The following is an 18,282-nucleotide window of genomic DNA, read 5'->3' as shown; positions in this document are numbered from 1 at the left end:
CATGCCTTAAAGGTGTGATCTCCTTATTTTTCGCTCGGTGAAATCGATGGTTCAGGGGGGCAGGGAGGCCCGGCCGGGCAGATGGGAGCGGCCGGGCTCTCGGGGCGGGGTCATGCCGGGATGATCTTGCCGAAGAGGCCCCGGCGGCGCTTCTCGGAAGAGTGGGCCTTGCGGTCCCCCTGCGCCTCACGGGCGCGGCGGTAGCTGTCGGCCTCCTCGCGGAGTTCGGTGGTGCGGTGGGCGATCATCTGAAGGTGGAGCTCGGGACCCATGGGGGTTCCTCCCTGGTGTGGCGCCTCGCGGCGCGTTTTCCTTACAGACTCAAGATTCGCCCTAAGGCCCCGGGTCCCACATCGGGAGGATGTCCTATCTCCCGGGGCGCTTCTCGCCCCGGCACTACCTAGATCACGCCTAGGCCGTCCCGGGACTACCTAGACGGCACCGATTCGCCTCTCCGGCAGGGGGTCCCGGTCCCGACGTCTCCCGGAACGGCCCCGTGTCACCGCCGGGTCCCCGGGCGGCGGGGCGCCCCCGCGCGCGGGCCGCTCGGCGGATGTTGACGAAAACCGGCAGGGTCGCTGGGCAGGGTCCAGTTTGGAAGTAATCACACCAGTAGGCATGCTGGAGAGGTGTCAACTATGACGACCTCGCTCACCGACGTGGCAACGTCCAACGTCGCGCTGCGAAGCTTCCTGCACGGCCTGCCCGGTGTCGACCGCGTGGGCGCCGACCAGCGCGCCGCGATGCTCGGCACCCGATCCATCAAGACCACGGCCAAGGCCCGGGCCATCGATCTCGCCATCGGCATGGTGGACCTGACGACCCTGGAGGGCGCGGACACCCCGGGCAAGGTCCGCGCGATGTGCGCCAAGGCCGTCCACCCCGACCCGGCCGACCCCTCCGTGCCCAAGGTGGCCGCGGTGTGCGTCTACCCCGACATGGTCGCCGAGGCCGCGGCGGCCGTGAAGGGCTCCGGTGTCAAGGTGGCCAGTGTCGCGACCGCCTTCCCCAGCGGGCGCTCCTCGCTCGACGTCAAGATCGCCGACACCACCTTCGCGGTGGCGGCCGGCGCCGACGAGATCGACATGGTCATCGACCGGGGCGCGTTCCTCTCGGGCGACTACCTCAAGGTCTACGAGGAGATCGTCGCTATCAAGGCCGCGTGCGGAGACGCCCATCTGAAGGTGATCCTGGAGACCGGCGAGCTGTCCACGTACGACAACGTGCGCCGCGCGTCCTGGCTGGCCATGCTCGCCGGGGGCGACTTCATCAAGACCTCCACCGGAAAGGTGCAGCCGGCCGCGACCCTCCCCGTGACGCTGGTCATGCTGGAGGCGGTCCGCGACTTCCTGGCCGCGACCGGCCGCAAGGTCGGGGTGAAGCCCGCGGGCGGCATCAAGACCACCAAGGACGCGATCAAGATGCTCGTCCTGGTCAACGAGACCGTCGGAGACGGCTGGCTCGACCCCGACTGGTTCCGGCTCGGCGCCTCCAGCGTCCTCAACGACCTGCTGATGCAGCGCCAGAAGATGACCACCGGCAGGTACGCGGGTCCCGACTACTTCACCCTCGACTAAGGCGTTCACATGTTTGAGTACGCACCGGCGCCCGAGTCGCGTGACGTCGTCGACATCAGGCCGTCCTACGGCCTGTTCATCGGCGGCGAGTGGGTCGACTCCCAGGGTGAGAACCGCAACAAGACCGTCAACCCGGCCTCCGAAGAGGTCCTGGCGGAGGTCGCCTGGGCCACCGAGGCCGACGTCGACCGGGCGGTCCAGGCCGCCCGCAAGGCGTTCGGCGTCTGGTCGGCGATGCCCGGCTCGGAGCGGGCCAAGTACCTGTTCCGGATCGCGCGCATCATCCAGGAGCGCTCGCGCGAGCTGGCCGTGCTGGAGTCCCTGGACAACGGCAAGCCGATCCGCGAGTCCCGCGACGTGGACCTGCCCCTGGTGGCGGCCCACTTCTTCTACTACGCCGGCTGGGCCGACAAGCTCGGCTACGCCGGGTACGGCCCCAGCCCGCGCCCGCTCGGGGTGGCCGGCCAGGTCATCCCGTGGAACTTCCCGCTGCTCATGCTCGCGTGGAAGATCGCGCCCGCGCTGGCCTGCGGCAACACGGTCGTCCTCAAGCCCGCGGAGACCACCCCGCTGACCGCGCTGCTGTTCGCGGAGATCTGCGCGCAGGCCGACCTGCCGCCCGGCGTGGTCAACATCGTGACCGGCGCGGGCGAGACCGGCGCCGCCCTGGTGAACCACCCCGACGTGAACAAGGTGGCCTTCACCGGCTCCACCGAGGTCGGCCGCCGGATCGCCAGGTCGGTCGCGGGCACCGGCAAGAAGGTCACCCTGGAGCTCGGCGGCAAGGCCGCCAACATCGTCTTCGAGGACGCCGCGCTCGACCAGGCCGTCGAGGGCATCGTCAACGGGATCTTCTTCAACCAGGGCCACGTCTGCTGCGCGGGCTCCCGGCTGCTGGTGCAGGAGTCGATCGAGACGGAGCTGCTCGACGCGCTGAAGCGGCGGCTCGGCACCCTCCGGCTGGGCGACCCGCTGGACAAGAACACCGACATCGGCGCGATCAACTCCGCGGCCCAGCTCGCCAAGATCCGCGAGCTGTCCGACCTGGGGGAGGCGGAGGGCGCCGAGCGCTGGTCCCCGGCCTGCTCGCTGCCCGACAAGGGCTTCTGGTTCCCGCCGACCATCTTCACCGGCGTCGCCCAGTCGCACCGGATCGCCCGCGAGGAGGTCTTCGGCCCGGTCCTGTCCGTGCTGACCTTCCGCACCCCGGCCGAGGCGGTGGAGAAGGCCAACAACACCCCGTTCGGCCTGTCGGCGGGCGTGTGGACGGAGAAGGGCTCGCGCATCCTGTGGATGGCGGACAGGCTCCGCGCCGGCGTCGTCTGGGCCAACACCTTCAACCGGTTCGACCCCACCTCGCCGTTCGGCGGCTACAAGGAGTCCGGATACGGGCGCGAGGGCGGGCGGCACGGGCTGGAGGCGTATCTCGATGTGTGAGCATCACAGGGCCAGACGCCGCCCCCGCCGTGCCCAGAGCACCCGGGGCCACGGCTTCGCCCGCGCCGGACGGCCGGTGCTGCGGGGCTGGTTCGCCCACCGGTGCGGCGTGAGCCGCTGCGGTCAGATCTTCGTGCCGGCCCGGCTGGCGCAGCAGGAGAGCTCGTGGAGAGGGCTGGGAAATGAGTAAGGCGGAGCGGCCGGGCCGTGCACGGGCGGGCAAGCAGGCCGGTGCCCCCGCGGCGGACGGTACGAGCGAGGACGTCGCGGGCCGCGCGGGAAACCGGGCCGGCGAGGGTGGCGGAGGCGTCGAGGGCGTCGAGGGCAGGGCGGGCCACGGGCCCGCGCGGCTCGCCGTGCGCAAGACGTACAAGCTGTACATCGGCGGGGCGTTCCCGCGCTCCGAGAGCGGAAGGTCCTACGCCGTGGCCTCCTCCAGGGGCGACTTCCTCGCCAACGCGTCCAAGGCCTCCCGCAAGGACGCCCGCGACGCGGTGACGGCCGCGCGCAAGGCCTTCGGCGGCTGGTCGGGCGCCACCGCGTACAACCGGGGGCAGATCCTCTACCGCGTCGCCGAGATGCTGGAGGGCCGCCGGGCCCAGTTCGTCGCCGAGCTGGCGGAGACCGGGACGAAGAAGGCCGGGGAGGTCGTGGACGCGGCCGTCGACCGGCTGGTCTGGTACGCGGGGTGGTCCGACAAGATCGCCGCCGTCGCCGGGTCCACCAACCCGGTCGCCGGGCCCTATTTCAACATCTCCTCGCCGGAGCCGACCGGCGTGGTCGCGGTGGTGGCCCCCGACGAGCCGCTGCTGGGGCTCGTCTCGGTGATCGCCCCGGTGATCGTCACGGGCAACACCTGCGTCGTGATCGCGAGCGAGCGCGCCCCGCTGCCCTCGATCACCCTGGCAGAGGTGCTCGCCACCTCGGACCTGCCCGGCGGGGTGGTGAACATCCTCACCGGCTCGGTCGCCGAGATCGCCCCCTGGCTGGCCGCGCACATGGACGTCAACGCCCTCGACCTCACCGGGGTCGCCGACGAGGGCCTGGCGGTCACGTGCGAGGAGGCGGCGGCGGAGAACCTCAAGCGGGTCTTCCGCCCCGCGGCGACCGACTGGTCCGCCGACCCCGGCACCAGGCGCCTGACGGCCTTCCTGGAGACCAAGACCGTCTGGCACCCCACCGGCGTCTGACGCGCCCGGCCTGACGCGCGCCAGGCTCCGTCAGGCGTCGCCAGGCCCCACCAGGCTCCGTCGCGTCCGGTCTGCGACGTCCGGTCTGCGACGCCCGGTCCGCCAGGTCCGGCGCGCCAGGCGTCGCCGGGTCCGTCCCGCCGGATCCGTTCTGCCGCGTCCGTCCCGCCGGATCCGTTCTGCCGCGTCAGTCCCGCCGCGTCAGTCCCGCCGCGTCAGTCCCGCCGCGTCAGTCCCGCCGCGTCCGGGCCGCCGGGCCTGGCGGGACCGGCGGGGCCGGTGGTCAGGTGAGCGGGGCGTGGCGGGTCCAGGGGCGGGCGGCCTCCAGCTGGCCGGCCAGGGCCAGGAGTTGCGCCTCGCCGCCCGGTGCCGCGACGAGCTGGACCCCGATCGGCGTGCCGGTGGAGTGCCTGCCGTACGGGACGTTCATGGCCGGCCAGCCGGCCATGTTCCAGGCCGCGGTGGCGGGCGCGTACGCCAGGTTGACGCGGGCGTTGGCCAGCAGCCCCCGGTGGCCCCAGCGCTCGGCGGGCGGCGGCACGGCGGCGAGCGTCGGGGTGACGAGCACGTCGGCGTTCCCGAACCACTGGTCGGCGCCGTACGCGCGCCAGCGGTCGCGGCCCGCCGCGCCGTCCGCCCCGAACCTGGCGAGCAGTCGGCCCATCCTCGCCAGGGACCTGGTGCGCCGCTCCAGCCCGCGCGGGTCGAGGCCTTCGACGTCGCCCCTGGCGCACGCGAACCAGGTGGCCACGGCGGCGGCGCCGACCCGGAGGGACATCCGCTCGGGGTGGTCCACCACGGTGTGCCCCGCCGCGCCCAGAGCCTCCGCCGCCTCGGTCACCGCCCGCTGGAACTCGGCGTCCACCGAGAGCCCCGGCGGCAGCGGCATCGGCGCGACCGCGACCCGGAGCCTCAGCGGTTCCGACAGGGTCAGCCCGCCCGGGTAGTCGTCGATGGCGCGGCCCACGCCCAGGGCCTCGCTCTCCCCGGGCGTCGCCAGCGACATGTCGCCCGCCATGACGGCGAGGGCGAGGGCGAGGTCGGCCACGGTGGTGGCCAGCGGCCCGTTCTCCGACATCCCGTACCAGTCGTGCTCCGGCGGCGGGACCAGCCCGTGTCCCGGCTTGATCGAGAGCAGGCCGCAGCAGGCGGCGGGGATGCGCAGCGAGCCCAGCCCGTCGTTGCCGTGGGCCAGCGGGACCATGCCCGCCGCCACGGCCGCCGCGCTCCCGCCCGAGGAGCCGCCGGCGGTGCGGCTCGGGTCCCACGGGTTGCGGGTGACGCCGTACACGCTGTCGGAGAATCCGGCCAGGCACAGCTCCGGCACGTTGGTGATGCCGACGACCACCGCGCCCGCCGCCCTCAGCCTGGCGACCACGGGATGATCCTCGTCCGCGGGCACGTCGGGCGTCGCCGCCGAACCGTTGCGCGACGCCTCCCCGCGGGTCGCGACATTGTCCTTGATCGCGATCGGCACCCCGGCGAGCGGCAGCCCGGACAGGTCCTCCCGCTCCTGCAGGGCTCGCGCCTCGGCCAGCGCCCGCTCGGCGAGGACCACGCGGAACGCCCCGACCCGCCCGTCGCGCTCGGCGATGGCGTCGAGGTGCTCGGCGACCACCACGGGTGCCGTGACCTTCCCCCGTCGCACGGCATCCGCGATCTCCACTGCGGAACTTCCCACCCACGACATGCACCGAGTGTGGTCTGGCGAATGCGTAAGGGGAAGCGCCCTACGTCTCAATCAGATGACTTGTCCGGCTCATCGGCGTTATTTCACCCGGCGTACCCGGGCTTCCGGCTCGCCGGGGTCAGCGGCGGGGGTTGGTGCGGCGGGTGGCGGTGGCCGACAGGGGATCGTCGGGCCAGGGATGGCGGGGATAGCGCCCGCGGAGCTCGGCGCGGACCGCGCGGTAGCCCTCGCGCCAGAAGGAGGCCAGGTCGGCGGTGACGGCGGCCGGGCGGCCCGCGGGGGAGAGCAGGTGGATCACCAGCGGGACCCCGGCGACGCGCGGCGCCTCGGCCCAGCCGAACAGCTCCTGAAGCTTGGCGGCCAGCACCGGTTGCTCGCCCGAGTAGTCGATCCTGACCCGCGACCCGCTCGGCACCTCGACCCGCTCCGGGGCCACCTCCGCCAGCCGGGCGTTCCACGGGACCAGGCGGTGCAGCGCGGAGACCACGTCGAGGCGCTCCAGGTCGGACCGGCGGCGGGCCCGCGAGAGCTCGGGCTCCAGCCAGCGGTCGGCCGCGCCGATCAGCGCGTCGTCGTCCGTCGCGGGCCACGGGTCGCCGAGCGTGCGGCGGCAGAAGGCCAGCCGCTCGCGCAGGGCCACGGCCTCGGGCGTCCAGCGCAGGATCGACAGGCCCTCCGCGCGCAGGCCCTCCAGGACGGCGGGCCGCACGTCGGCGCCGCGGAGCGCGCCGCTGGACAGCTCGATCGCGCCCAGCCGCTCCACCCGCCGCGCCGACACGTCGCCGCGCCGTCCTCCCGGCGGGGTATGCCAGGTGATCTCCTCACCGGAGCTGTACAGGGAGGCCGCGGCGAGCCTGGCGATCTCCTCGTCGATCACCACCGCCTGCCTGATCCTGGCGGACGCCGCTCCGGTGGGCCGGTCGGCGACCGCGACGGCCAGCCACTCCGCCGTCCCCAGCCGCGACCCGCGCGGCAGCTCCGCGGCCGTTCCCGAGGCCATCAGGTACGCGCCGCCGCGCCGCCGCGCCACCCGCTCCGGGTAGGCCAGCGCCACGACCGTCCCGGCCACGGCGTCGTCGCTGTTCCCCGGCCGGACGCCACCCGCCGCTTTCCGGTCCGTACGCCGGGCGGTGCCGGGTACGGCCCGCGCCAAGCGTCCCGCCTCCTGGCGCCAGCGGGCGGGGAAACCGTCACCGCCCTGGCGCGCGGAGCGCCAGACCGCCACCAGGTCGTCGCCCGCGTCCCTGGGCAGTTGCTCCGACAACAGCGCCACGACCTCGGCGGCCCGGGAACCGGCGTCGGTCCCGTCCGTGCCGGTGGCCGTACCGGCTGTACCGGCGTCGATCAGGGCCCGTGCCAGGCGTGGATGGACCCCGGCCCCGGCCATCCGCCGTCCCCGGTCGGTCACCCGGCCCACGGGAGGAAGATCCGGCGAGTGCTCCGGCGCGCCCGGTGGCCGCGTGGTGCCGGGGGAGTCCAGAGCGCCCAGGGCGTACAGGGTGCGGCGGGCGGCGTCCATCGCGGCGGGTGGCGGCGCGTCGAGCAGGGCCAGGCCGGTGGCGGCCGGATCGCCCCAGCAGGCGACCTGGAGGGCGAAGCCGGTCAGGTCGGCGAGCGCGATCTCGGGTCGCGCGTGCTCGGGCAGCCGGTCGTGCTCGGCCCGCGACCAGCACCGGTAGACCACGCCCGGCGCCTCGCGGCCCGCCCGCCCCGCCCGCTGGACGGCCGAGGCCCGGGAGGCGCGGACGGTGGTGAGCGAACCGAGACCGCGCGCGTGGTCGGTGCGGGGCTCCCTGGCCAGGCCGGAGTCGACCACGATCCGCACGCCCGGCACGGTCAGGCTCGACTCGGCGACCGAGGTGGCGAGCACCACCCTCCTTCCGTCGCCCGGGGACAGGACCGCGTCCTGGACGCGGGCCGGGGCCTGGCCGTGCACCTGGAGGACCTCGACGCCGGGGAGCATCGCGGCCACCCGGCCGATCTCGCCGACGCCCGGCAGGAAGCAGAGCACGTCCCCCTCGTGCTCGGCCAGCGCGCGCCGTACGACACCGGCGACGTGGGCCAGGAACGCCGGGTCCACCCGCATGCCGTGGGGTGGTGCGACGGGCCCGGTGGGCGGTGCCCAGACGGGCGTGACCGGGTGCATGGTGCCGGAGGCGTGCACGATCGGCGCGGGTTCACCGGGTTCACCGGGTTCACCGGGTTCACCGGGTTCACCGGGTTCACCGGGTTCACCGGGGATCTCGGAGGGGGCGGCGTCGCCGGGGGAGCCGAGGAGGCGGGCCCAGGGGGCGGCGTCGGCGGTGGCGGAGGTGGCGACGATCCGCAGGTCGGGGCGGAGCGCGGCGCGGACGTCGAGGAGGAACGCCAGCGCGGTGTCGGCGTCCAGGTGGCGCTCGTGGCACTCGTCGAGCAGGACCGCGTCCACGCCTTCGAGCTCGGGGTCGCGCTGGAGCCGCTGCAGGAGGACTCCCGTGGTGACGACCTCGACGACCGTCCTCGGACCCACCCTGCGCTCGCCGCGTATCGAGAACCCGACCTCCGCCCCCACCTCGGACTCCAGCAGCCACGCCATCCGCCTCGCCGCCGCCCGTACCGCCATCCGCCTCGGCTCGGCCACGATCACCCGCCTGGGCGCCGAGCCGTCGAGGAGCCCGGCCAGCGCGAGCGGGACGAGCGTGGTCTTGCCGGTGCCCGGGGGAGCGGTGAGCACGGCGACGCCCCGCCCGTCCAGCGCCGCGAGCAACTCGGGCAGGGCGTGACGTACGGGCAGGCCGGACCAGTCGGAACGCACCCGTCCAGTGTCCCCGAGTCCGGTACCCGGTGAGACGCGGCGATCGCCTGGGCCCGAGCCCGTCGAGCCCGTCGAGCCCGTGGCGCCCGGTGAGTCCGGGCGAGCCCGGGGCCCGGGAGGTACGGGGAGGGGAAGACCCGGGGAGGGGAAAGCCCGCCACCGTGTGATCCATAACGCGGGGACGAAGAGTGTGTCTCGGGAACATGTCAAACGGGTTACGACGGTTTTAACGTGCGCTGGTAAGGGCCGGTGACACAGGTCACAGGGCCACAAAGGAGCACGCCATGACCGCATCCCTTCCGGCGGGTCTTCTCCGCATCCTTCTCACCCTGTCGCTCGGACTGCTCGGACTCCTCGGCGCGGCGACCGCGACGACGTCTCCCGCCCGGGCCGCGTCGCTCGTCCAGGTCGGCTCGTTCGGCAGCAACCCGGGCAATCTCACCATGTACAGCTACCGGCCCGACGGGTCGACCGCCGGACGCCCGCTGGTGGTCCTGCTGCACGGCTGCACGCAGAACGCGAGCGGCTACTTCGCCAGCTCGGGGTGGCGCAAGTACGCCGACCAGTCGGGATTCACCCTCGTGCTGGCGCAGACCAGCAGCGCGAACAACGGGTCGAGCTGCTTCAACTGGTTCGAGACCGGCGACACCACCCGGGGCCAGGGCGAGGCCGCCTCGATCCGCTCGATGGTCGCCTACGCGGTCTCCACCTACGGGGCCGACCCGGCGCGCGTCTACGTCTCCGGCCTGTCGGCGGGCGGGGCGATGTCGGCCGTCATGCTCGCCACGTACCCGGACGTCTTCGCGGGCGGCTCGATCGGGGCCGGGCTCGCGTACCGGTGCGCCACCAGCCTTCTCCAGGCCTCCCCCTGCCAGCGCGGTCAGGTCAGCAAGACCCCGCAGCAGTGGGGCGACCTGGTGCGCGGCGCCCACTCCGGCTACTCGGGGCCGTACCCGCGCGTCGCGATCTGGCAGGGAACGGCCGACTACACCGTCGTCCCGGCCAACGCCACCCAGCTGCGCGACCAGTGGACGAACGTGCGGGGCGTCTCGCAGAGCCCCACCTCCACGCGGAGCCTCACCGGCGGCACCTCCCTGAAGGTGTACGGGAACGACGTGGTGCGCGTGTACGAGATCACCGGCATGGGACACGGCCTGCCGATCGATCCCGGCGGCGCCGCCGACCAGTGCGGCAGCGCGGCGGCGTACTTCCTCGACACCATCTGCTCGGCCTACCACGACGCGCAGTTCTTCGGCCTGATCGGTGGCACGCAGCCGACCCCGGACCCGACCGTCACCCCGACCCCGACCCCGACCCCCACCCCGACGGTGCCCCAGACCTGCGTCAGGGCGAGCAACTACGCCCACACCGTCGCCGGACGGGCCTACCACTCCGGCGGCTACACCTACGCCAACGGGTCCGACAACGCCATGGGCCTGTGGAACACCCTCGTCACGCACGGTCTCAAGCAGACCGGCCCCAACCACTGGGTGGTCGCCGACAGCGAGTGCTAGCGAGCCGCCGGACGGCGGGCACCCGGACGCGAAAGACCGGCCGGCTGATCAGCCGACCGGCCTTTCGTCCGTTCGACGAGACCACCCGCGATCATCGGCCCCGGCCGGAATCGGGGACTACGGGCGCGAGGCGGCCCGCAGGGATTCGGCGGCGGTGAACAGGGAGGCTCCCAGAAGGACGAGATCCTTCAGCAGGAACTGGCCCGCGAGGGAGAGCTTCGGCTCCCCGCGCCTTTCCTGCCAGGCCTCCGGCGTGGTGATCAGGAAGCTGAGCGTGGAGGTGAACATCCCCGCCGCCGCCAGGCTGCCGAGGGCCGAGGCCCTGGGGGCGAAGGATTTCGCCGCGATCAGCGATCCGATCGCGATCTCCGACACGCCGATGAGCCTGGCCAGCCGCTGTTCGCCGAGCATGTCGGCGAGCCGCGAGAACGGCGGGCTCGAGGTGATCAGGGGGCGGATGTTCTCGACCTCGTAGTCTTCGAACTTGAGCCGCCCGATCACCACCAGGTTGAGCGCCAGCCCGAAACGAAGTGCTGAGGCCCCCGCGGTCTGGAGATCGCGGGCGGCCGCGGGTCGCATTCTCATACGGGTATCCCCTCGCATGACGCGTCGCGAATGTCCTGCGTGTGCCCAGTCTACGCCGGGCCGTATCAGCGGCTCGCCGGGCAGGACCCACAGGCCGGCCGGGGGGTGCGGGGCGCCGGGCAGGACCACAGGCCGGCCGGGGGATGCGGGGCGCGGGCCCACGAGCCGATTGAGCGCTCCATCGTCTCGACCGGTCCGGCGTACCGGCACCTGCCGGCAGCGCCCGGCTCGCCACCGGCACCGGGAGTCAGGTGATGTCGCCGATGGCGCGGGCGGCGTTGATCAGGCCGATGTGGCTGAAAGCCTGCGGGAAGTTGCCGAGGGGCTCCCCGGTGGCCGAGTCGACCTCCTCGGCGAGCAGGCCGACGTCGTTGGTGTACGACGCGGCGGTCTCGAACGCCCGCCTGGCCGCGGCACCCTGTCCCGTGAGGGCCAGGGCCTGCGCGAGCCAGAAGGTGCACAGCAGGAACGTGCCCTCCTGGCCGGGGAGCCCGTCGGTGGCGTGGTAGCGGTGTACCAGGCCTCGGTCGTCGGTCAGGTGGGTGGCGACGGCGTGCACGGTGGACCGCACCCGCGGATCGTCCGGAGGGAGGAACCCGACCATGGGCATCACCAGCACGGCGGCATCGAGGTCGGTGCCGTCGAACGTCTGGGTGAAGGCACCCGCGCGCTCGTTCCAGCCCTGGGCCAGGATCGCGGCGCGGATCTCCTCCCGAGTGCGCGTCCAGTCGGCGATCCGGGCGCCGGCCCCCAGCATCGGGGCCAGCGCGATGGCCCGGTCCAGTCCCACCCAGCACATCAGCTTGGAGTGCGTGAAGTGGCGGCCGGACCCGCGGATCTCCCACAGGCTCTGGTCGGGCTCCCGCCAGCGACGGGCGGCGGTCTCGGCCACCCTGACCAGAAACGCGCGGGTGAACGGGTCGAGGGGGCCGGTGTCGCGGTAGATCTGATGGGCCGCGTCGAGCAACTCTCCGTAGACGTCGATCTGGCGTTGGTGCCAGGCGTCGTTGCCGACCCGCACCGGCGCGCTGCCCCGCCAGCCGCGCAGGTGCGGCAGGTGCCGTTCGCTCAGATCGCGTTCGCCGCCCACGCCGTACATGATCTGCAGGTCGACGCCGCGGTCGAGCTGGGTGGCGGAGGCGTTGGCGAGGAAGGCGAAAAAGGCGGTCTCCTCGACCTTGCAGGTGGCGGTGGACAGGGCCTGCAGGGTGAAACTGGCGTCCCGGATCCAGGTGTAGCGGTAGTCCCAGTTGCGCTCCCCGCCGATGCTCTCGGGCAGGGAGGTGGTGGCCGCGGCCACGATGGCCCCGGTGGGGGAGTACGTCATCGCACGCAGCACCCGGCCGCTCTGGTTCACCTGTTCACGCCACGGGCCTTCGTAGTCGGCGTGATGCCGCGACCAGGAGCGCCAGCCCGAGACGGTGTCCTTCGCCCGGCGCGCGATGTACCGGGGAGTACGGCGCAGCGGGTCGGGCGCCCACGCCCAGCCGGCCTGCAGGGCGAACCCCAGGCTCTGCCCGGCGCGCAGGGTGACGACGACGTCCGCGACCGAGCCGCTCACCCGCAGCTCGACGGGGCTGGACAGGGCGAGGACGTTGGCCCCGCCACGCGCGATCAGGCCGCCTCGGACAGGCTGCATCAGGGGGTGGATGAGCCCGAACTCGGGCCGCGGCGCGTACGCCACCTCCACGGGCACGCGACCTTCGACACAGGTCACCTGACGCAGGAGCAGGCCGGGCGAGGACGCGCCCAGCGAGTGCCCGCGTTCCCGGCTGCCCAGGGCGAGGGCGTCGAGGAGCACCACGGTTCCGTCCCGGCCGCGGAAGGTGGTCTCGAGCACCAGGGTGTGCTCCAGATACCGGCGGGTGACCTCGGTGGGGCAGGTGGGGCGGATCGACCAGTATCCGGCGTCCTCGTCGAGCAGCCGGGCGAAGAGCGCCGGACTGTCGAACCGCGGCAGGCACAGCCAGTCCACCGAGCCGTCGGAGGTGACCAGCGCGGCGGATCGGCAGTCCGACAGCAGGGCGTGGTCGTTGATCGATCGCGTGCTCATCGGGCACCTCGCCCATCCCCCGGGGAGGCTCGTGGAGCCCGCGGCGAGCCGGGCGGTTCGGGCGGCCCGGGTGGTCCTGGCGGGCGGAGGGGGCCCTGTCCTGTCGCGAGTCCTGTCGCGGCCGGACGGCGTGGGCGATCGCCGGGCTCGCCTTCGGAACGGCCCTGTCCACGTGACGCGTTCGACACTGCTCACCCCGCAGCCGGTGTCGGCATGAGACAACCATTTTGTTACGTCTTAATAGTCCTTACCGGAAATGTCGCTTTCAAAGTCCCGGTTCTCCCTGCTTTTCACCAAGTCCCGGTTCTCCCTGCTTTTCACCAAGACCGTTCACGTGACGGGCGCACTTCTCCCGGCCGCGCGAGCCGTGATCGTTCGCCGGGCGGGCTCTAGGCCGAGGGGTCGAGGACCCCGAAGCTCACCAGGGCGATGATGATGATCCCGAGGGCGATCCGGTAGATCACGAAGCCGGTGAAGCGGTGGGTGCTGATGTACTTCAGGAACCACGAGACCGCTAGGTAGCCCACGATGAACGAGATCACGGTGGCCAGGATCGTGGGGCCCCACTCGGGCGCCTTCCCCTCGCCGATCTTGAACAGCTGCAGGAAGCCCGCGCCCAGCACGGCCGGGATGGCGAGCAGGAAGGAGTACTTGGCGGCCTCCTCGCGGCGGTAGTCCAGCAGCAGCCCGGCGCTGATGGTGCCGCCGGAGCGGGACACGCCGGGGATGAGGGCGAGCGACTGGGCGAAGCCGTAGATGAGGGCGTGGGTGAAGCTGAGGTGCCGCTCCAGGGTGAGCCTGTTGCGGGCGGTGTGGTCGGCGAACCACAGGACCAGGCCGAAGACGATCAGGGTCGTGCCGATCAGGCGCAGGTCGCGGAAGGCGTTGTCGATGGAGTCCTCGAAGAGCAGGCCGAGCACCACGATCGGGATGGTGCCGACGATGACGTACCAGCCCATCCGGGCGGAGTGGTGGGCGCGCAGGTCGGGGGTCCACAAGGAGCGGGTCCAGGTGGAGATGATCTCCCAGATCTCCTTGCGGAAGTAGATCACCACCGCGGCCTCGGTGCCGAGCTGGATGACCGCGGTGAACGCGGCCCCGGGGTCCTCCCAGCCGAAGAACGCCGACACGACCCTGATGTGGGCACTGGAGGAGATCGGCAGGAACTCCGTCAATCCCTGAATCAGTCCGAGGACCACCGCTTCGAACCAGCCCATCACATGAGCACCTTCCGTACCAGCGCGTGCGTAACCTACGCGAGGCTAGCGGAGCGGCGGAGCAACTGTGACCCGGCCGTTCGGCCGATGCCGGCCGCGATTCTTTCGTGATCCGCCGTAAACCGAACCCGCCCGCCGGACGGTAGTCATCATCGGAGCACCGAGGCGGAGGCACGATGACGGAGTTCGCGGAGTACGTCGAGCAGCGCCACGAGCGGCTGCTGCGAGCGGCGTACCTCCTCACCAGGGACCGGGCGATCGCCGAGGACCTGGTGCAGACGGCGCTGGCCAGGGCCTGGCTCGCCTGGCGGCGGATCGACGGCGATCCGGACCCGTACGTCTACCGGATCATCGCCAACACCCACGCCTCCTGGTGGCGGCGGCGCTGGCGGCGGGAGATCCCGACGGGGGAGCTGCCAGAACGGCCGGACGGGCAGGACTTCACGAGCGACGTCGGCGATCGGGACGCGCTGTGGACGGCGATCGGCACCCTGTCCGGGCGCCAGCGCGCGGTGGTCGTCCTGCACTACTTCGAGCAGCTGCCGCTGACCCAGGTGGCCCGGGTGCTCGAATGCTCGGTCGGTGCGGTGAAGAGCCAGCTCAACAGGGCTCTCACCCGCCTCAGGGTGGACCAGGGGATCCAGGAGACGATGGGAGCGCGGCGATGAGCAACACCGAGGACGACCTCAGGACGCTCCTGGAGGAGCGCGGCGCGGGCAGCGGCAGCGGGGCCGGCGGGGGCGTCGGGAGCACAGACCGGCTGGAGGCGATCCTCGCCAGGGGCCGGGCGATCCGGCGGCGGCGGACGGCGGCCGCGGCCGCGGCGGTCCTCACCGCCGGGGCGCTGGCGGTCGCCGTGGTGGTGCCGTCGCTGACCGGCCGGGGCGGGGGCGAGGCGCCGATCGTGGCCGTCGCCGCCGACCCCACGCCCGTCCCCACCGCCGTCCCGCCCGTCTCCGGCAAGGACCTTCCCGCGACCGTCAACGACCTGATGAATCGTCATGAAATGCGTCTTATCTACGCGTACCGGTCGAATACCTTGGGCGTGAAACGCACCCTGACGTTCACCCCGACCAGTGTCTTCACCGGATTCCGGGTCGTCTGCGAGGACCCGAGGGCGGTGGTGGTCAAGGTGACCGGGGCGGGAAAACACCGCTCGGGCTCCGCCGGCGAATGCGGCAGCGGCCGGCCGGGGCTGACCTCGCAGCACGGCAAGGAGTCGGTGCCCCCCGGCTGGACGTCGCGCGAGCAGAGCGCAACGGTCTGGGTGCTTCCCCCCAGGCCGCGCATCTCCCGTGAAGCGCTCAAAAAGCTGAAGTGCCCGGAGAAGGAGGTGGAGAGGACGGGGATGTGCCGCGGGCATTACATGATCTGGGCTCTGATCGGCCCGCGGATGGACACGCGGGTGCTGGAGCGGGTGATGGCGAAGGTGGGCAGCAAGCCCGGCCGCTGGGCGATCGGCGTCTACGACCGCCCGTCCTCCTGACCCGGCCCTCCGGCCCCCGGGACGGCTCCCGTCAGACGGCCCGGCCGCGGGCGTACCTGGCCGCCATCGTGTGGAACACCTCCTTCGGCGTCCAGCGCTCCCGGTCGAGCATCCTGACCACGCCGTAGGAGGCGAGGTCGCCGTCCCCGACGCGGCCGAAGCCCGCGAAGGTGAACCACAGCGCGGTGTCCACCCCCTCCTCCTCGAAGACGTCCAACAGCTCGGTGAGGTAGCGCACCTGCTCGCCCTCGTCCCGTACGGCGCCCTCGGGCGGCAGCCAGGCCATGCCGCCGCGCTCGCCCGCGCCCCGCCAGGCGCAGGTGCCGAACTCGGTCACCGCGACCGGCTTGCCGTGCTTGAACTTCTCGCGCAGCTCCTCCCTGAAGGTGCCGGCGTTGTAGGCGGCCCGGTAGCTGTCGGTGCCGACGATGTCGAACGGGCCCCAGTCGACGAACTCCCAGGGGGCCGCCGCGTAGGTGATCCGGCCGCCGAAGCGGGACCTGACGACGGCCGCGCTCTCGGCCAGGAAGCCGTTGAGCCGTTCCAGGACGGGGCCGAGCGAGGACCACCACTCCAGGTCGGCCTCGTCTATCGTCCGCATGCGGTCGCGGTACGTGGCGCCGGGGATGAACCCGGGGCCGAACGCGCTGATCTCGCATCCGGCCACGAACACCACCTCGGCCCCGCCGCGCCGTACGGCCTCGGCCCGTTCCGCGGCGTCGGCGAAGGTGGAGAGCATCTCCTCGGCCGGGAGGTCGACGGGGAAGGGGGCGAACCAGATCTCGAGCCCCGCCGCGGCGGCGTGCCCGGCGGCGACGCTCAGCCGCGCGGGATCGCCACCGGAGATCCGTACGGCGTCGCAGTGCAGCTCGCCGGCGATGACGCCCATGTCGTGCCGGACGGCGTCGGGGTCGAACACCTTGCGGGTGTTGTCCTGGCCGGGGAGGAACCCGGTGTCATAGTTGATCCCTTTTGCGCGCATTACTCTCCCGGTTGGTCGAGACCGTTTTCCAGTAGGTCGAAGGCGAGCTCGACGTCCCCGCAGAGGCGGCTGCCCGCCTCCTCCAGCGAGGCGCCGGAGACCAGGTGGCGGAAGAACCTCTCCTGCAGGGTCAGCGCCGAGGCGGTGATCTGGGCGGCCATCAGAGCGGCCGTCAGCTCGTCGCGCTCTTCGGCGAGCACCCGGGCCAGCGCCAGACGCTGGCCGTGGAGCAGGTCGTTCGCCCCGCTGCTGAGCGCGGGGCTGGCGAAGATCACCCGCATCTGGACGATCAGCGTGTCCCTGTCCACGGCCTCCGCGGGCTCGGTGGCGAACCCGCGGTAGTGCTCCCGCAGCGCCTGCAGCGGTGACTGCCCGGGAGGCCGCGCGGCGACGATCCCCGCCAGGTCCTCCTGGCCCACTCCCAGCAGGACGAGTGACTCCTTGGTCGGGAAGTACTTGAACAGCGTCACCTTCGCCACCTCGGCGGCCTCGGCGATCTCGTTGACGGTCACCGCGTCGAAGCCGCGCTCGGCGAACAGCCGCAGCGCCACCGCGGCGATCCGCCGCCGGGTCTGCTCCTTCTTCCGCTCCCGTAGTCCTGCCATGCGAGTACGGTAAAGGCGTACCAGGTTTAAAAGCAAACCTGGTACATTTTTTTACGTGCCGGAGAACGGGGAGGCGAGCGGGCCGGTTGTGGCGCGCGGCTCGGCGAAGGTGGCATATTGCCCGGGCACGGCCCAGAGGACGACGATCGGAGAACGGGAAATGACGGACAGGACGATCGCGGACTTCTGGTTCGACCCCTCCTGCCCCTACACCTGGATCACCTCCCGGTGGCTGGCGGAGGTGGAGCGGGTGCGGCCCGTCGAGGTGCGCCGGCACGTGATGAGCCTGTCGGTGCTCAACGAGGGCCGCGACGAGGATCCCGAGGGGGACACGGAGGGGTACCTGTGGGTGCCCGTGCGCATCTGCATGGCCGTGCGGCAGGAGTACGGCCAGGAGGCGCTCGGGAGGCTCCACACCGCGATGTGGACCGTCGGGCGTGCTCGCGGGGAGGACTGGGCCGGTGCCCTGCACGACTCCCTCGTCGCCGCCGGCCTGCCGCCGGAACTGGCCGGGGCCGGGACGTCGACGGCCTACGACGAGGCGGTGCGCGCCTCGCACGCGGAGGGCATCGGCCTGATCGGCGAGCACGTCGGCACCCCGGTGATCGCCGCCACCGGCCCCGCCACCGGTGGCGAGCGCGTGGTGTTCTTCGGCCCGGTGATCTCCCGGGCTCCCGTGGGCGAGCAGGCGGGCCGCCTGTGGGACGGGACGCTGCTGGTGGCCGCGACCCCGGGGTTCCACGAGCTCAAGGGAGCCCCGCACGAGGAGCCCCGGCTCGACGATCCGAGCTGACGGACCACCGGCCCCGAAGGGGCCCTTGCGCGAGCGGGCCTTGCGCGAGTGGTCCATGCGCGAGCGGGCCTTGCGCGAGCGGTCACTGCGCGAGCGGTCCCTGCGCGAGAGGGAGTTCCTTCCGCGAGGGGTGCGACCCGCGTGCCGGGCCGTCCGGAGGGGTTCCGGACGGCCCGTGGAGGGGAAGGAGCGGGCCGCACCCGGTCTCGCCTACCGCGGCCGGGTCACCGTCCCGCTCACTGGCGGGTCAGCTTGACGTCGTCCACCCCGGCCTCGACCAGGGAGGCGCCGGAGGCGTCACCGGCCTCGACCAGGATCCGGACGCTCTGCCCCGCGAAGGCGGAGACGTCGACGTTGGC

At 72.6% G+C, this 18,282-nt stretch carries 16 protein-coding genes; 8 read left to right on the top strand and 8 right to left on the bottom strand.

Annotated elements, in window-relative coordinates:
* Positions 1-110: 110 nt before the first annotated feature.
* Positions 111-272, bottom strand: a complete 162-nt coding sequence (locus tag AB0G15_RS35915; RefSeq protein WP_362848820.1) for a hypothetical protein — start codon at positions 270-272, stop codon at positions 111-113.
* A gap of 366 nt (positions 273-638) precedes the next feature.
* Here AB0G15_RS35915 and deoC point away from each other — a divergent pair, with 366 nt between their 5' ends.
* Genes deoC through AB0G15_RS35895 form a run of 4 tightly spaced genes read left to right on the top strand, consistent with a single transcriptional unit; the run spans position 639 to position 4,204 of the window.
* Positions 639-1,577: a deoxyribose-phosphate aldolase gene (deoC, locus tag AB0G15_RS35910; RefSeq protein WP_362848815.1), complete on the top strand. Its 939-nt coding sequence runs from the start codon at positions 639-641 to the stop codon at positions 1,575-1,577.
* A 9-nt stretch (positions 1,578-1,586) separates the two neighbouring features.
* Entirely contained in the window at positions 1,587-3,014 is a 1,428-nt protein-coding gene (locus AB0G15_RS35905) for an aldehyde dehydrogenase family protein (RefSeq protein ID WP_362848813.1), read from the top strand.
* Entirely contained in the window at positions 3,007-3,204 is a 198-nt protein-coding gene (locus tag AB0G15_RS35900) for a hypothetical protein (protein ID WP_362848810.1), read from the top strand. Before AB0G15_RS35905 ends, AB0G15_RS35900 begins: the two co-directional genes overlap by 8 nt.
* Positions 3,197-4,204: an aldehyde dehydrogenase family protein gene (locus AB0G15_RS35895; protein WP_362848807.1), complete on the top strand. Its 1,008-nt coding sequence runs from the start codon at positions 3,197-3,199 to the stop codon at positions 4,202-4,204. The genes AB0G15_RS35900 and AB0G15_RS35895 overlap by 8 nt, the downstream gene beginning before the upstream one ends.
* Before the next feature lie 283 nt (positions 4,205-4,487).
* On the opposite strand, the gene AB0G15_RS35890 is transcribed toward AB0G15_RS35895, so the two are convergent.
* Complete coding sequence (locus AB0G15_RS35890; protein WP_362848805.1) at positions 4,488-5,894, bottom strand: amidase family protein; 1,407 nt, start codon at positions 5,892-5,894, stop codon at positions 4,488-4,490.
* A gap of 118 nt (positions 5,895-6,012) precedes the next feature.
* Positions 6,013-8,688, bottom strand: a complete 2,676-nt coding sequence (locus AB0G15_RS35885; RefSeq protein WP_362848802.1) for an ATP-dependent helicase C-terminal domain-containing protein — start codon at positions 8,686-8,688, stop codon at positions 6,013-6,015.
* 284 nt (positions 8,689-8,972) lie between these two features.
* On the opposite strand from AB0G15_RS35885, the gene AB0G15_RS35880 reads away from it, so the two are divergent.
* Positions 8,973-10,202 (top strand): PHB depolymerase family esterase, encoded by a 1,230-nt coding sequence (locus tag AB0G15_RS35880; protein ID WP_362848800.1) that lies wholly within the window; start codon positions 8,973-8,975, stop codon positions 10,200-10,202.
* Positions 10,203-10,319: 117 nt separating this feature from the next.
* Here AB0G15_RS35880 and AB0G15_RS35875 read toward each other — a convergent pair whose 3' ends face one another.
* The 3 genes from AB0G15_RS35875 to AB0G15_RS35865 form a co-directional block, all read right to left on the bottom strand.
* Positions 10,320-10,787, bottom strand: a complete 468-nt coding sequence (locus AB0G15_RS35875; RefSeq protein WP_362848797.1) for a DUF417 family protein — start codon at positions 10,785-10,787, stop codon at positions 10,320-10,322.
* A 247-nt stretch (positions 10,788-11,034) separates the two neighbouring features.
* Complete coding sequence (locus AB0G15_RS35870) at positions 11,035-12,840, bottom strand: glycoside hydrolase family 15 protein (RefSeq protein ID WP_362848795.1); 1,806 nt, start codon at positions 12,838-12,840, stop codon at positions 11,035-11,037.
* A 389-nt stretch (positions 12,841-13,229) separates the two neighbouring features.
* Positions 13,230-14,057, bottom strand: coding sequence for an undecaprenyl-diphosphate phosphatase (locus AB0G15_RS35865; RefSeq protein WP_362848792.1), 828 nt, complete (start codon positions 14,055-14,057; stop codon positions 13,230-13,232).
* Positions 14,058-14,233: 176 nt separating this feature from the next.
* Here AB0G15_RS35865 and AB0G15_RS35860 point away from each other — a divergent pair, with 176 nt between their 5' ends.
* Together AB0G15_RS35860 and AB0G15_RS35855 are read left to right on the top strand one after the other, a co-directional pair.
* The gene (locus AB0G15_RS35860) at positions 14,234-14,725 is read left to right on the top strand and encodes a SigE family RNA polymerase sigma factor (protein ID WP_362848789.1); all 492 of its coding nucleotides are present in this window, start codon (positions 14,234-14,236) and stop codon (positions 14,723-14,725) included.
* Positions 14,722-15,543 carry a hypothetical protein gene (locus tag AB0G15_RS35855; RefSeq protein ID WP_362848786.1) on the top strand — a complete coding sequence of 274 codons (822 nt, stop codon included), beginning with the start codon at positions 14,722-14,724 and terminating at the stop codon, positions 15,541-15,543. Before AB0G15_RS35860 ends, AB0G15_RS35855 begins: the two co-directional genes overlap by 4 nt.
* Before the next feature lie 31 nt (positions 15,544-15,574).
* Here the strand turns inward: AB0G15_RS35855 and AB0G15_RS35850 are convergent, their stop codons facing one another.
* Both AB0G15_RS35850 and AB0G15_RS35845 read right to left on the bottom strand, forming a co-directional pair.
* Positions 15,575-16,525, bottom strand: a complete 951-nt coding sequence (locus AB0G15_RS35850; RefSeq protein ID WP_362848783.1) for a hypothetical protein — start codon at positions 16,523-16,525, stop codon at positions 15,575-15,577.
* On the bottom strand, positions 16,525-17,130 hold the full coding sequence (locus tag AB0G15_RS35845; RefSeq protein WP_362848780.1) for a TetR family transcriptional regulator: 606 nt from the start codon (positions 17,128-17,130) through the stop codon (positions 16,525-16,527). The genes AB0G15_RS35850 and AB0G15_RS35845 overlap by 1 nt, the downstream gene beginning before the upstream one ends.
* A gap of 160 nt (positions 17,131-17,290) precedes the next feature.
* Between AB0G15_RS35845 and AB0G15_RS35840 the strand changes: the two genes are divergently transcribed.
* Positions 17,291-17,923: a DsbA family protein gene (locus AB0G15_RS35840; protein ID WP_362678016.1), complete on the top strand. Its 633-nt coding sequence runs from the start codon at positions 17,291-17,293 to the stop codon at positions 17,921-17,923.
* Positions 17,924-18,282: the final 359 nt, after the last annotated feature.

This window comes from Streptosporangium sp. NPDC023825 (assembly GCF_040639575.1).
GTDB lineage: Bacteria > Actinomycetota > Actinomycetes > Streptosporangiales > Streptosporangiaceae > Streptosporangium.
The sequence above is the reverse complement of the archived record's forward strand: the minus strand, read 5'-3'. Positions and strand labels throughout refer to the sequence as shown.